We start from the raw sequence: 12,869 nt of genomic DNA on the forward strand, positions 1-12,869 counted from the left end.
CGGCAGCGTCAGATGTGGWTAAGAGACAGGTTTCAGCGTAGGGCGGACGGCGATGCGGCCTGCGGATCTTGGTGGCTTGCTCAAAACAACCCCTCTGGTGGGTCGGCAATAATGCGCCCGCTGGTCAGATCAACGGTGGGCACTGCGGCTTGGGTGAAGGGCAGCAGAACGGTGTCAGACGCGCCGGGCACGATAACTTCGAGCAGGTCACCCGCGCCATGGTCCATAACGTTCTTGACGGTGCCGAGCGTTGCGCCACCGGCATCCAGCACGGTGAGGCCGATCAGATCGTTGTAATAGTATTCGTCGTCGGGCAGCGAAGGCATAATACTGCGATCCGCATAGAGGTTCACATTGCGCAGGGCGTCAGCGTCCTCTTTGGTCACAACGCCATCAAAGCGCGCGGTAAAACCGTTCTTTAACTGACCTGTCAGAACCACCTGCGCAAAGGCCCGCCCATCTTCGGCATAAAGCGGGGTGTACTCTGCAATTGCTTGGGGGTCGGCACAATAGGACTTCAGGCGCACTTCGCCCTGAACGCCAAATGCGCCTGAAATAGCACCAACAATGACACGATCATTCATTCGCTCAAATCCACTCCGACGCAGATGTTTTCAACCCAGAGACCGCCACCATTCTGACAGGTATCCTTGCGGCCTTCACGTTCAAACAGCATGCCTGCAACAAAGGCAAACATCACCAGAATGAGGGTGCGCAGCAAGCGGAACATGGATTCAGTCCCAAAGGGAAGGGGGTGTTGCCCCAGCAGGTGCCGGGGCAACGATCAGAGGTTTACTCTTCTGCTGCAGCTTCTTCTGCAGGTGCTTCCTCAGCAGGTGCGTTTGCAGCTTCTTCAGCGGCAGCAGCCTTGGCAGCTTTTTCTTCAGCACGTGCCTGAGCAGCCTTGCCCGGTGTACCCTTCTTGGGGTTGCTGCGGTCTTTCTTGGGCAGTTCGCCTGCGGCTTCCAGCATGCGGGAGATACGATCAGTTGGCTGCGCGCCTTCGCCCAACCAGTATTTCACGCGCTCCATGTTCATTTTTACGCGCTCTTCGCTGTCTTTGGGCAGCATGGGGTTATATGTGCCCAGCTTTTCGATGAAGCGGCCATCGCGTGGCATGCGGCTGTCAGCAGCCACGATTGCATAAAATGGACGTTTCTTTGAGCCGCCACGGGCCAAACGGATTTTCATAGCCATCAGATTTTCTCCTTAAAGATGGGGTCGAGGGCAGCGCCCTCAGGATTGGTGTTGTTTGTGGTGTTGGATGACTTCCTGAATGATGAAATTCAGGAATTTCTTGGCAAATTCCGGGTCCAGATTGGCTCGGGTTGCAAGGTCGGTGAGCCGTGCGATCTGGCTTTCTTCACGCGCGGGGTCGGATGGGGGCAGATCGTGTTCGGCTTTCAGCCGTCCGACCGCCTGTGTGTGTTTGAACCGCTCGCCCAACGTATAGACGAGGATGGCATCAAGCCGGTCAATGCTTTCGCGGTGTCCTTTAAGGATCTCTGCGGCGCGAGTCGTTGTGTCGGTCATGAGACATTCCTTCGTGCGAAAGTTAGGGCGGTCATGTGATGGCCCCCGCGGCTTGTGCCACAGCGCGGCTGTCATCGTAGCTGAGATGCCGGAACACGATGCACTTTTCGCCGTCGATCACATCGCGATGTTCTTCAACAGCACCCAGACGCGTCGCAAGTGCGATTGAACGGGTGTTTTGTGGCGAAATAAGCGAAATGAGCGGTGGCAATCCCAATGTCCGCCCGGCCCAGTCCCGCACGGCGCAGGCGGCTTCAAACGCATAGGAACGTCCTTCGAAACCGTCAAACATATGCCACGCCATTTCCGGCTGCGGCCATTCGATGTGGTTGAGGATGCCAACGCGGCCTGTTGCGATCCCTGTCTTACGCTCTGTCACTGTGAAAAAACCGTAACCGTGCCACTGCCAATGTCCGATACCGGCAATGAACCCGCGCCATGCATCGCGCTCTGACGCGGGGCCACCCACGGCCTCCATCCGCTCAGACCGGGTGACCCATGCGGTAAAAGCCGCAAGGTCCCGTTTCTGAGGGCCACGCAGCTCGAGCCGCGCAGTGGTGAGGGTGGGTGCGGGTGTCATCGGTTACTTCTTCTTCCCAAAACCAGAGAGGCCGGGGGGAAGTTGTGCTCCGCCACCCAAACCGGGCAGGCCGGCGGGCATCTTGCCTTGCAACGCTTTGGCGGCTTCGGCCATCGCTTTGGGGTCGTTCATATCAGGCATGCCTTCGGGCATGCCGCCGCCTTTGCCAAACATGCCTTTCATGGCCTGTTTCAGCATTCCGCCTTTGCCCATCTTCTTCATCATATCGGCCATCTGGCGGTGCTGCTTGACCAGCTTATTCAGCTCAGACACTTCCAGCCCTGCACCTTTCGCGATCCGCTTCTTGCGGCTCGCTGCAAGCAGATCAGGATTGGCGCGTTCTTTCTTCGTCATCGAACTGATCAGCGCGATCTGGCGCTTGAGGATACTGTCATCCATCCCAGCCGCTGCCATCTGTTTTCCCATCTTGGCCGCACCAGGCATCATGCCCATCATGCCTTCCATGCCGCCCATCTTCATCATCTGCTCAAGCTGCATCTTTAGATCGTTCATATTGAAACGACCCTTCTGGAAGCGCTTCATCATGCGTTCGGCTTGTTCAGCCTCGATGGTTTCCTGCGCCTTTTCGACCAGTGCGACGATGTCGCCCATGCCAAGGATACGGCCTGCGATGCGTTCAGGTTCGAACGTCTCAATCGCGTCCATCTTTTCGCCAAGGCCCACAAAACGGATCGGCTTGCCAGTAACCGCGCGCATGGAAAGCGCCGCACCACCGCGCCCGTCACCGTCCATCCGGGTAAGCACCACGCCGGAAACGCCGATCTTGTCGTCGAATTCTTGGGCGACGTTCACCGCGTCCTGACCGGTCAGGCCGTCAACGACCAACAGTGTTTCGCGGGGGTTGGCCACGTCACGCACGGCAGCGGCCTGCGCGATCAGTTCCTGATCAATGTGCAAACGCCCGGCAGTATCAAGCATATATACATCATAGCCACCGAGGCTCGCCTGCGTCTTTGCGCGCTTGGCGATTTTTACAGGGTCTTCGCCCGGCACAATCGGCAACGTGTCCACGCCAATCTGCCCACCCAAAATTGCCAACTGCTCCATCGCGGCAGGGCGGTTGGTGTCAAGCGAGGCCATCAGGACGCGCTTGCCCTCTTTTTCCTTCAGGCGCTTGGCGAGTTTGGCTGTCGTTGTCGTTTTACCCGACCCCTGCAGACCCACCATCAGGATCGGGGCAGGCGGATTGTCGATTTTCAGTGCGCCGGGGTCTTCGTCACCGGTTAGCACATGTTGCAACTCATCATGGACAATTTTGACGACTTGCTGGCCGGGTTTCACCGATCTGGTGACAGCCTGACCTGTGGCCTTTTCCTGTACCGCCTTGATGAAATCGCGCGCGACGGGCAGTGAAACGTCAGCTTCAAGCAGAGCGACGCGGACCTCGCGCAGGGCGGTCTTAACATCGTCTTCAGACAGCGCACCCTGCTTGCTGAGCTTGTCAAAGACGCCTGACAGGCGTTCGGATAGATTTTCAAACATCGGCCAAGGCCCTCGTTTCGTTTCGGTTGCTTTGCATATAGTCATATGCGCCGCAAAAAGCAGTAGCGCCCCCGTGGGCGCGACGCGCTGACGGAGGGCGATCCCCTGATAAACGGGGACCGGAAAGCTGATGCTATCCGGGTGTTATGGGGCGTTTATGCTTATGGTGCGGGTGAGTCAACTCTGACACAGCCATTGAGCGCGGCATTCAGGCCAATGCTGAGAATAACAAGCAGAAGGCCTGATAAGTAGCGCCAGCACCCATGTCCTACGCTGCGGCCCGTCATTAGTACCAGCATGTGCCAGCAGGGCGGGCCGACCCAGATCAAGCCTCGTTTTCAGCCAGAACTTCCTTGGCCCCGTGCACCGTGATGTCATCGATCCCGATGAATCTCAGAACCTGTTCCAAATGCGGCGTGGCAAAATCCATGGGCGCGCCAACCGGCACGCCGCCTGAGGCCACAGCGACGATCGCGCGTTTACCCTCTAACAGGCCAACGGGCCCGTTTTCAGTGTAGGCAAACGTCACCTTTGGGCGGGCGATCAGATCAACCCAAGCCTTCAGCGCGGCAGGCATCCCGAAGTTATACATCGGCATCCCGACTAAAATAACGTCGGCGGCCCCAATCTCTGCTATCAACGCGTCTGAACGGGCCAGCACGGCACGGTTTTCATCTGTCAAAGCATCTTGTGGGATCAACCGGGTGGTAATCCACGCCTCATCCACATGGGGCAGGTCGGTTTCGGCAAGGTCGCGAGTGATCACGCGGGATGGCGCGAGCGTCTGAAGAAGTTTGGCTGTCGCCGCACGGCTGACAGAGCCGTTGCGCGTACCAGAGGCATTGATGTGAAGGACCGTTGTCATGTGAAAGCTTCGTTTGTTGCGTTGATTTTCAACTAAGGTCTTGCGCTGGCGAACGATATGGCCGAATTTCAACAGGATATGTTTACCAGCGCACAGGATTGCAGATGGATAACTGGGACGAGATCAGAACAGCCTTTCAAGTCGCACGAATGGGTACGGTCAGTGGGGCGGCAGAGCAGTTGGGCGTTCACCATGCAACCGTGATCCGCCATATTGATGCGCTGGAGCAGCGCCTCGGTGCAAAACTGTTTCAGCGCCACGCGCGCGGGTATACCGCTACCGAAGCGGGGACCGACCTGCTTCAGGTGGCGCAAGCGACGGATGATCAATTTACCCAATTGGCGGGTCGGATCAAAGGGCAGGGCGAAGGTGTCTCGGGTGATTTGGTGGTTACCTCGCTGGCGATGGCGTCGGGCCTGCTGACGCCAATCCTTGTGGCGTTTCAGGCCGAACACCCAGAGGTGCATGTACGCTACCGCACTGGTGACCGACTTTTCCGGTTGGAGTATGGCGAGGCGCATGTCGCGATCCGGGCAGGCACCATGCCGGAAGAACCAGACAATGTGGTGCAGCCATTCATGCAGCAGCAGATGGCCTTGGTGGCGTCGCAAGACTATCTGGCGCGGCACGGCCTGCCCAAAGATGAGGCGGATCTGAAGAACCATGTCTTTGTCACCCACGACAATGACAAAAGCCGCGCACCCTTTGCCCGCTGGCTACGCGAAACGGTGACAGATGACCGACTAGCCTATCGGGCGACGGATAATCGGAACATGCAGGATGCCATTGTGGCCGGTGCCGGGATCGGATTTGTGGCGGCGCAGGCACTGAAATCTCACCCCGAATTGCAAGAGGTGATTTCGCGTCGCGAGGAATGGGCCGCACCTTTGTGGATTGTGACCCATGTGGATTTGCATCGCACGACCAAGGTGCAGACCTTCCTGCGTTTCCTCAAGGACCGCATCAAGACATTGGAGTGCTAATGTCACCCCATCGCGCCGGGCATCTGGCGATGTTCGCCTTTTCGATGCTGGTTGCGGGGTCTTTCGCACTGGGATCATTGGCGGCGAATGAGATTGCCCCAACGGTGCTGAATGTGGTGCGGTTTTGGACGGCAACGGCGATCATGGGCGCTGTGGCGATGGCGACGGGTGGGCTGCCGCGCAGTGCAGCAGCGGCGCCTTGGCGGTACTTCGTACTAGCGGCCTTTTTTGTCACCTACTTTGTGCTGATGTTTGAAGGGCTCAAGACCGCGCCCCCCGTCAGTGCCGCTGCGGTCTTTACGCTCACACCGATCCTGTCTGGGATTTTTGGGTATCTCCTGCTGCGTCAGGTTATGACACCGCGTATTGCCTTGGCGTTGGTCATCGGAGCCATGGGTGCGATCTGGGTCATTTTCCGTGCTGACGTCGCGGCGATCCTGCGGTTCGAAATTGGCCGCGGTGAGTTGATCTATTTCTGGGGTTGTGCTGCCCATGCCGTCTATACCCCGTTGGTGCGCAAGCTGAACCGGGGCGAGGGCGCGATTGTGTTCAGTTTTGGCGTATTGCTGGCCGGGTCCATTCTACTGACGCTTTGGGGTGGGGCAGCGGCGATGGCGACAGATTGGGCCAATCTGCCAACAATTGTTTGGCTCACAATCCTGTACACTGCGGTCTTTGCCAGCGCGGCGACCTTTGCGCTGTTGCAGTTTGCGGCGTTGCGCCTGCCGAGTTCAAAGGTGATGGCCTACACTTACCTGACGCCGTCTTGGGTAATTGTGTGGGAGTTGGCCTTGGGTGGAACCGCACCGCCCGCATTGGTTCTGGCTGGGTTGGTCCTGACGGTGTTGGCTTTGGTTATGCTGCTGCGTGAAGAATAGGGTAAGGTGGATCTTGATCCACCTTACGTGCGCAACTCTTTGGACAAAAAACTTTCAAATGCGTCCAGATCAATCGCATCCATCTGGCCGAACCCTTGCATCCAGACTGATGCTTCGCGCAGTGCATCAGGCTCCAGCTTGCACCATTTCACCCGGCCCCGTTTTTCCTGAGAGATCAGACCAGCGCCCGTCAGCACGCCAAGGTGTTTGGAAATTGCCGCCAGCGATATAGCAAACGGTTCGGCCACATCAGTGACCGCCATATCATCCTCAAGCAGCATCGCGAGGATACGGCGGCGTGTGGGGTCGGCGAGGGCTGCAAAAACCTGATCTAGTTCTGTCGTCATATCCGCGATTAAGCGAGACGGGGCGTAAACGTCAACCAGTTGGTTGAATATCCTGAATGCGATTTTGTACGCAAACGAGGCGAGCTTCTCTCAATCAAGGTTGAGATAAGTAACTGAAATTAAATACATAATCTTGATCCAACGCTTGCTTGACTCTGTTGTGGTCCCACCATAGACCAACCGCAACTGACGGATGGGCCAAAACTGATGTCTGAACGCGATGATGCTGACCGCCTTAAGGCGCTTGAGGCAAAGATTGACGCGCTCAAAACACCGGCGGACGTGAAGGACCATTCCGAAGAACACTACTCTCAGGCGCAGCTTGCCTGGCGGATGGTGATAGAGCTTGTTGCCGGTCTTGGGATCGGCTTTGGCATTGGATACGGGCTGGATACCGCGTTTGGTACGATGCCGATTTTTCTGGTGCTGTTCATATTCTTCGGCCTCGCGGCGGGTGTGCTCACCATGATGCGGTCGGCCAAGGAAGTGCAAAGAAAGCAGCTTGAGGCTGCGAAAGAAGAGGGCGACACACGTGGCTGAAGAAAAAGCAGAAGGTGGTCTGGTATTTCACCCACTGGATCAGTTTATCGTCAAACCACTTTTCGGTGACGGCCCTATTCATTGGTACACGCCCACAAACGTGACGCTTTGGATGGGCATTGCCCTGTTGGCTATTCTGGCTGTTTTTGTTCTGGGCAGCCGCGGCCGCGCCATCATCCCTAGCCGCCTGCAATCCATTGGAGAGCTGATCTACGGCTTTATCTACAAGATGGTGGAAGATGTGACCGGCAAGGATGGGGTGAAATATTTCCCTTACATCATGACGCTGTTCCTGTTCATCCTGTTCGCCAACTATCTGGCGCTGCTCCCGATGTCCTACAGCCCGACATCGATGATTGCGGTCACTGCGGTTCTTGGTTTTGGCGTTTTCATTGTTGTGACTGTCCTCGGTTTTGTTCTGAACGGCCCGGCGTTCCTTGGTTTGTTCTGGATGAAGGACGCCCCGGCGGTTCTGCGCCCAATTATCGCGATTATCGAAGTGATCTCTTACTTCGTGCGCCCTGTAAGCCACTCTATTCGTTTGGCAGGGAACATCATGGCCGGTCACGCCGTGATCAAAGTGTTCGCAGGCTTTGCCGCGTTGACGCTTGTGAGCCCTGTAGCGATCCTTGGTATTACAGCCATCTACGGTCTCGAGGTCCTTGTGGCCGGTATTCAGGCCTATGTTTTCACTATTCTGACGTGTGTCTATCTGAAAGACGCGCTTCACCCCGCACACTAACGACGTGGGTTTCACCCACCCTACTATCTAACTTCCAATCGTAAGGAGAATTCACATGGAAGGCGAACTCGCACACATCGGCGCTGGTCTGGCTGCAATCGGTTCCGGCGCTGCCGCTATCGGTGTTGGTACAGTTGCAGGTAACTACCTGGCTGGCGCACTGCGCAACCCATCTGCTGCTGCTGGTCAGACAGCAACACTGTTCATTGGTCTGGCATTCGCCGAAGCTCTGGGGATCTTTGCATTCCTCGTGTCGCTTCTGCTGATGTTCGCAGTCTAAGAACGCGACCCATATCCTTACGGCTGACTGACGCGTATCATCGCGTCGGCCAGTAAAACTTCAAGGTATTCGGGGGCCATCATGGCAACAGAAACAACAGACGCCGTCGCAGGTGCTTGCGTAGATGCAGGGGGTTCTGCCCTTGGTATGCCGCAACTTTGCGCGGATTGGATGTCAAACCAGATTTTCTGGTTGGTCATTACACTGATCGCAATTTACTTTGTGATGTCACGGATTGCCTTGCCCCGCATTGGTGCGGTTCTGGCAGAGCGTTCCGGCACAATCACAAATGATATTGCTGCAGCAGAAGAGCTCAAGAACAAAGCAGCCGAAGCTGAAGCTGCTTATGATCAAGCGCTTCTGGATGCCCGTGCGGAGGCCCAAAAGATCGTGGCCGAAGCCAAAGCAGAAATTCAGGCCGAGCTTGACGTGGAACTGCAGAAAGCAGACGCAGAGATCGCGGCCAAGACAGCCGAAAGCGAAGCGGCCATCGCCGAAATTCGCGAGGGCGCTAAGAAAAGCGTCAACGCCGTTGCCAAGGACACAGCCAAGGCATTGGTCGCAGCCATGGGCGGCAGTGCTGATGCCAAGGCGATCACTGCGGCGATCACGGCACGGATGAAAGGGTAAAACATGAGACTGACACTCACCGCCCTTTTCGCCCTTGCCGCCAGCCCTGCGCTGGCCGCTGGTGGCAAACCGTTCTTTTCGCTGGCGAACACGGACTTTGTGGTCTGGATCGCATTTGTGATCTTCATCGGTATTCTGCTTTATTTCAAAGTGCCCGGCCTTGTTGGCGGCATGTTGGACAAGCGCGCTGATGGCATCAAATCCGAGCTGAATGAAGCAAAAGCGCTGCGCGAAGAAGCTCAGTCTTTGCTGGCCAGCTATGAGCGTAAGCAAAAAGAAGTTCAGGAGCAGTCAGCGCGTATCGTTGCTGCTGCCAAGGAAGAGGCGACAAATGCTGCCGCCGCTGCCAAGGACGATATTGCCAAATCGATCACCCGCCGTCTGGCCGCCGCTGAAGAGCAGATTGCCAGCGCAGAGGCGGGCGCCATCAAAGAGGTGCGCGACCAAGCTATCGCTGTTGCTGTTGGCGCTGCCAAAGACGTCATTGCCAAGCAGATGGACGCGAGATCTGCCGGTGCATTGATCGACGATTCAATCGCGACAGTGGCCGACAAGCTGCACTAATCAGTCGTCACAACAGAATAGAAAGCCCGGTGGTGCTATGCGCCGCCGGGCTTTTTCGTTGACAGAAGGCTGCTGCACTTGAACACTCAACCGCGGGGCGAGAGCGGGAGAAGACTGATAATGCCAACCCTTTGGCGAGGGGTAAGTGGTGCCGTGTGCTATGCGGCTGTCCTGACCCTTGGCACGTTCCTTGTTTTCCGCATTGGCGTACCTCCGGTCGATGTTCCCGACGTATTGGCAAAACTGATGCCGGTACAGTTTGTCGCTGTCGCGCTTTGCGTTGTCTTTGCCCTTCGAAGTGGCGGATGGCGAAGGGTGGGATTTGGCCGGATAAACCTGCCATCCCTGATCTGGTTTCTACCCGCATGGTGCGTGCTGGGCGTGTTGTTCTGGACGGTGTTCCTTGGCGGGACGGCACCGGAGTTGAATGACCTGAGTGCGACAGCTTGGGCTTTTCTTGTCGTCACCCCGCTGCTTGTCGCATTTGGGGAAGAGGTGATGTTCCGCGGCATCTTGCTACGGGGCGCGCTTGCAGGGCTGCCTGTTGTCTATGCGCTGCTCCTCAGCACGGCGGGCTTTGCCGCCCTTCATTTCGTTAATGGGATCGCCGGGCAGGCGGCCTTGGGGACGGTGCAGCAGGTCGGCTTTGCTCTGATTGTGGGCTTCGCACTGGCGCCGCTCGCCATCCGGCTAGGCAACCTCTGGCCGCTCGTTCTATGGCATTGGCTTTGGAATGTGGCAGTTTTTGCCAGCCAAATCGCCGATCTGATTCACCCCTTTGTCCTGATCGGGATGTCGTTTCAGGCGGTCGTTTCAATTTGGCTTTGGGCCGCGCTGATCCGTGGCGAAATCACGGCCTAACGCTTGGCCTCATGCTCTAGTCGCTTTAGCGCAAAAGCTTCGTTGCGGTCCGATTTTTGCTGATCTGACAGAGCAGTTTCAACAAAGCTAAGATGCGATTCCACTGCAGCACGTGCTGCCTGCGGATCACGGGATTGCAGCGCGGTATTGATCATTCGGTGCTGGTCCAACAACGCATCGCGCGTCATCCGCTGTTTGAACATGACAGTGCGGTTGTAGAACACGCCTTCACGCAGCAGCTCGTACATTGACCGCATCATGTGCAGCATGATGACGTTATGGCTTGCCTCAATGATCGACAGATGGAAATCGGCATCAAGCCGGGCCTCATCCGCCGGGTTCCGTTTTTGATGGGCCACTTCCATCTTTTCAAAGATCGCGTTGATGACCGTTAGATCCGTATCGCTAGCCAGCCGTGCCGCGCGTTCTGCTGCCAGCCCCTCCATGTCGCGGCGGAAACTGATGTAGTCAAAGACCGCCGTGTCATGGGTTGCAAAGAGCGTGACCAGTGCAGGCGAAAACGCAGATCCCAACACGTCCGCCACATAAACCCCGGCGCCCGCCTTTGACATCAGCAAACCACGGTCTTGCAAATCCGCCAGCGCTTCGCGCAGCGAGGGCCGTGAAACGCCCATCCGCTCGCTCAATTCGCGCTCAGACGGCAGGCGTTCGCCGGGGCGCAGGATGCCGCGCAGGATTAAACCTTCCACCTGACGGATCACACCATGAGAGAGTTTTTCTTGCTGAACAGGTTCAAATGGCATGGGATGTTGTCTCCGATTGGTCAAATGATATGACCAAAATTCGCCGCTCACAACGAAAAAGGGGCTGCTCAGCGGCAGCCCCTTTCAGGAAACCTTGAGGTTCGGCGCCTTAGTTTGGCGTGATCACAATCTCAACCCGGCGGTTGGCCTGCTTGCCGGCCGCATTAAGGTTGGACGCAACAGGCTGGTTCTCACCAGCACCGATGGAACGCACACGGGTCGCCGAAACACCACCGCTGAGCAACACACCGGATACGGCTTGCGCACGGCGCTCAGACAGGCCCTGGTTAAAGGACGCATCACCAACGTTGTCGGTATGGCCGATCACGTTGATTGTTGTGTCAGGGTACTGCTGCAGCGAGTTGGCAACGATGCGCAGCTCTCGCTGGGCGGTGCCGGACAGCTGTGTGCTGTTGGTTGCAAAAAGCAGATCCTGGCTCAGAACGACGCGCAGGTCACGGCCGTTGTTGGACACGCCAACATCATTGCGCAACTGGCGACGCAGGTCTTCGGCTTGACGGTCAAGCGAGTTACCAACGCCTGCACCAACACCCGCACCAAGGGCGGCGCCAATCAATGCCGCCTGATTACGTTCGCGCACAGAGCCGTCGTTGTTTGTCAGCGCGCCAAGCACCGCACCAGCGCCTGCACCGATCAAGGCGCCTTGCTGAGTGTTTTGCATCTGGTTCGGTCCGGTGGTGTCGCATGCGGCAACCAATGTCAGCGATGCGGCGGCAACGACGAGTGGAAATTTCGTTAGTTTCATGGTCATGGTTCCATTTAATATAAGTGCGCAAATCGCACCGTGGATGGGTCAGCTTATGCAGAATTTGCCCATGATATCCAATAGCGCCCCCGTGACCAGCATGGTTTCGCTTACTTTACGGCCTTCCCGTGTTTGCATCCACGCGCGCCGATTCCCATGCGAGCATGGCGCGTTTGACGGGAAGCCCCCAATGGTAACCGCCCAGCTCCCCTGATTTGCGCAATGCGCGGTGACAGGGAATCAACCAACTGACCGGGTTTCGTCCCACGGCCGTTCCGACGGCGCGCACAGCCTTGGGTTTGCCAATGGATTGCGCAATCTCCGAATAGGTCGTGACATGCCCCGATGGGATGGTCAGCAACGCCTCCCACACCTTCAGTTGAAAAGGCGCGCCGATCATATGCAGCTTGGTTTCGCCTGTCATGCCAAGGGCCGCCTCTGCCCAAGGGCGCAGGAAACTGGGGTCTTCGACGAAGCGGGCTTTGGGCCAGCGTGATTTCAGATCGGCCATGGCAGGTTCCGGCCCTGCCTCTGCTGCGAAAGCCAACCCGCAAATGCCGCGATCGGTACCCATGGCCAATGCCGGGCCAAAGTGGCTTTCGAACCAGCCCCAATGGATGGTCAATTCAGCCCCGTCACGCGCATAGTCTCCGGGGCTCATCGCCTCCCAGCGCACAAATAGATCATGCAAGCGCCCGCTGCCTGACAGACCTACGGCATGTGCGGTTTCAAGCGTCGTGAACCGGTCGCGCAAAAGCGTCTTGGCGTGCGCCAAAGTCAGATACTGCTGGTAGCGTTTGGGCGACACGCCCACCCAGGTGGAAAAGAGCCGTTGAAAATGCGCGGGGCTCATGTTCATCTCGGCCGCCAGATCGGCCAGGGTTTGCGGCTCGTCGCCAGCGGCATCAATCGCTTCGATGGCGCGGCGCATGATTTGGTAATGATATGTCTCTGTCTGTTCCATGCCTTTCAAATTAGGGGCAATGCGGCAGTGAAGCGACCCGGAAATTGCGCATCTGACGCTTGCTCCCTT

Annotated in this window: 19 protein-coding genes; 8 read left to right on the forward strand and 11 right to left on the reverse strand. The window is 57.2% G+C overall.

Annotation, left to right across the window (positions count from 1 at the left end):
* Positions 1 to 80: 80 nt before the first annotated feature.
* The 7 genes from rimM to DHN10_RS17845 form a co-directional block, all read right to left on the reverse strand.
* Entirely contained in the window at positions 81 to 584 is a 504-nt protein-coding gene (gene rimM, locus DHN10_RS17820) for a ribosome maturation factor RimM (RefSeq protein WP_108813861.1), read from the reverse strand.
* Positions 581 to 730 carry a hypothetical protein gene (locus DHN10_RS19930; protein WP_199910718.1) on the reverse strand — a complete coding sequence of 50 codons (150 nt, stop codon included), beginning with the start codon at positions 728 to 730 and terminating at the stop codon, positions 581 to 583. Before DHN10_RS19930 ends, rimM begins: the two co-directional genes overlap by 4 nt.
* Before the next feature lie 62 nt (positions 731 to 792).
* Positions 793 to 1,197, reverse strand: coding sequence for a 30S ribosomal protein S16 (gene rpsP, locus DHN10_RS17825; protein ID WP_108816711.1), 405 nt, complete (start codon positions 1,195 to 1,197; stop codon positions 793 to 795).
* 39 nt (positions 1,198 to 1,236) lie between these two features.
* Positions 1,237 to 1,533, reverse strand: coding sequence for a chorismate mutase (locus DHN10_RS17830; protein WP_108816712.1), 297 nt, complete (start codon positions 1,531 to 1,533; stop codon positions 1,237 to 1,239).
* A 31-nt stretch (positions 1,534 to 1,564) separates the two neighbouring features.
* The gene (locus DHN10_RS17835) at positions 1,565 to 2,113 is read right to left on the reverse strand and encodes a GNAT family N-acetyltransferase (RefSeq protein ID WP_108816713.1); all 549 of its coding nucleotides are present in this window, start codon (positions 2,111 to 2,113) and stop codon (positions 1,565 to 1,567) included.
* A gap of 3 nt (positions 2,114 to 2,116) precedes the next feature.
* A complete protein-coding gene (ffh, locus tag DHN10_RS17840) occupies positions 2,117 to 3,616 on the reverse strand; it encodes a signal recognition particle protein (protein ID WP_108816714.1) in 1,500 nt (499 codons plus the stop codon).
* Between the two features lie 325 nt (positions 3,617 to 3,941).
* Positions 3,942 to 4,481: an FMN-dependent NADH-azoreductase gene (locus DHN10_RS17845; RefSeq protein ID WP_108816715.1), complete on the reverse strand. Its 540-nt coding sequence runs from the start codon at positions 4,479 to 4,481 to the stop codon at positions 3,942 to 3,944.
* A gap of 104 nt (positions 4,482 to 4,585) precedes the next feature.
* Here DHN10_RS17845 and DHN10_RS17850 point away from each other — a divergent pair, with 104 nt between their 5' ends.
* Both DHN10_RS17850 and DHN10_RS17855 read left to right on the forward strand, forming a co-directional pair.
* Entirely contained in the window at positions 4,586 to 5,464 is an 879-nt protein-coding gene (locus tag DHN10_RS17850; RefSeq protein WP_108816716.1) for a LysR family transcriptional regulator, read from the forward strand.
* On the forward strand, positions 5,464 to 6,342 hold the full coding sequence (locus DHN10_RS17855) for a DMT family transporter (RefSeq protein ID WP_108816717.1): 879 nt from the start codon (positions 5,464 to 5,466) through the stop codon (positions 6,340 to 6,342). Before DHN10_RS17850 ends, DHN10_RS17855 begins: the two co-directional genes overlap by 1 nt.
* Before the next feature lie 23 nt (positions 6,343 to 6,365).
* On the opposite strand, the gene DHN10_RS17860 is transcribed toward DHN10_RS17855, so the two are convergent.
* Positions 6,366 to 6,689, reverse strand: coding sequence for an ArsR/SmtB family transcription factor (locus DHN10_RS17860; RefSeq protein ID WP_108816718.1), 324 nt, complete (start codon positions 6,687 to 6,689; stop codon positions 6,366 to 6,368).
* A 207-nt stretch (positions 6,690 to 6,896) separates the two neighbouring features.
* Here DHN10_RS17860 and DHN10_RS17865 point away from each other — a divergent pair, with 207 nt between their 5' ends.
* The 6 genes from DHN10_RS17865 (at position 6,897) to DHN10_RS17890 (ending at position 10,306) form a co-directional block, all read left to right on the forward strand.
* The gene (locus DHN10_RS17865) at positions 6,897 to 7,229 is read left to right on the forward strand and encodes an AtpZ/AtpI family protein (protein ID WP_108816719.1); all 333 of its coding nucleotides are present in this window, start codon (positions 6,897 to 6,899) and stop codon (positions 7,227 to 7,229) included.
* Positions 7,222 to 7,971, forward strand: coding sequence for a F0F1 ATP synthase subunit A (locus tag DHN10_RS17870; RefSeq protein WP_108816720.1), 750 nt, complete (start codon positions 7,222 to 7,224; stop codon positions 7,969 to 7,971). Before DHN10_RS17865 ends, DHN10_RS17870 begins: the two co-directional genes overlap by 8 nt.
* Before the next feature lie 55 nt (positions 7,972 to 8,026).
* The gene (locus DHN10_RS17875) at positions 8,027 to 8,251 is read left to right on the forward strand and encodes a F0F1 ATP synthase subunit C (RefSeq protein ID WP_008233394.1); all 225 of its coding nucleotides are present in this window, start codon (positions 8,027 to 8,029) and stop codon (positions 8,249 to 8,251) included.
* A gap of 81 nt (positions 8,252 to 8,332) precedes the next feature.
* Positions 8,333 to 8,881, forward strand: coding sequence for a F0F1 ATP synthase subunit B' (locus tag DHN10_RS17880; protein ID WP_108816721.1), 549 nt, complete (start codon positions 8,333 to 8,335; stop codon positions 8,879 to 8,881).
* A gap of 3 nt (positions 8,882 to 8,884) precedes the next feature.
* Positions 8,885 to 9,445 carry a F0F1 ATP synthase subunit B gene (locus tag DHN10_RS17885; protein WP_108816722.1) on the forward strand — a complete coding sequence of 187 codons (561 nt, stop codon included), beginning with the start codon at positions 8,885 to 8,887 and terminating at the stop codon, positions 9,443 to 9,445.
* Positions 9,446 to 9,565: 120 nt separating this feature from the next.
* Positions 9,566 to 10,306, forward strand: coding sequence for a CPBP family intramembrane glutamic endopeptidase (locus DHN10_RS17890; protein WP_108816723.1), 741 nt, complete (start codon positions 9,566 to 9,568; stop codon positions 10,304 to 10,306).
* On the opposite strand, the gene DHN10_RS17895 is transcribed toward DHN10_RS17890, so the two are convergent.
* The 3 genes from DHN10_RS17895 to DHN10_RS17905 form a co-directional block, all read right to left on the reverse strand.
* Positions 10,303 to 11,070, reverse strand: coding sequence for a FadR/GntR family transcriptional regulator (locus DHN10_RS17895; RefSeq protein WP_108816724.1), 768 nt, complete (start codon positions 11,068 to 11,070; stop codon positions 10,303 to 10,305). The two genes, DHN10_RS17890 and DHN10_RS17895, sit on opposite strands and share 4 nt — an antisense overlap.
* 109 nt (positions 11,071 to 11,179) lie before the next feature.
* Positions 11,180 to 11,836, reverse strand: a complete 657-nt coding sequence (locus DHN10_RS17900) for an OmpA family protein (protein WP_199910719.1) — start codon at positions 11,834 to 11,836, stop codon at positions 11,180 to 11,182.
* 115 nt (positions 11,837 to 11,951) lie between these two features.
* Complete coding sequence (locus tag DHN10_RS17905; protein ID WP_108816726.1) at positions 11,952 to 12,800, reverse strand: methylated-DNA--[protein]-cysteine S-methyltransferase; 849 nt, start codon at positions 12,798 to 12,800, stop codon at positions 11,952 to 11,954.
* Positions 12,801 to 12,869: the final 69 nt, after the last annotated feature.

Source organism: Loktanella sp. Alg231-35 (genome assembly GCF_900143545.1).
Lineage (GTDB): Bacteria > Pseudomonadota > Alphaproteobacteria > Rhodobacterales > Rhodobacteraceae > Yoonia.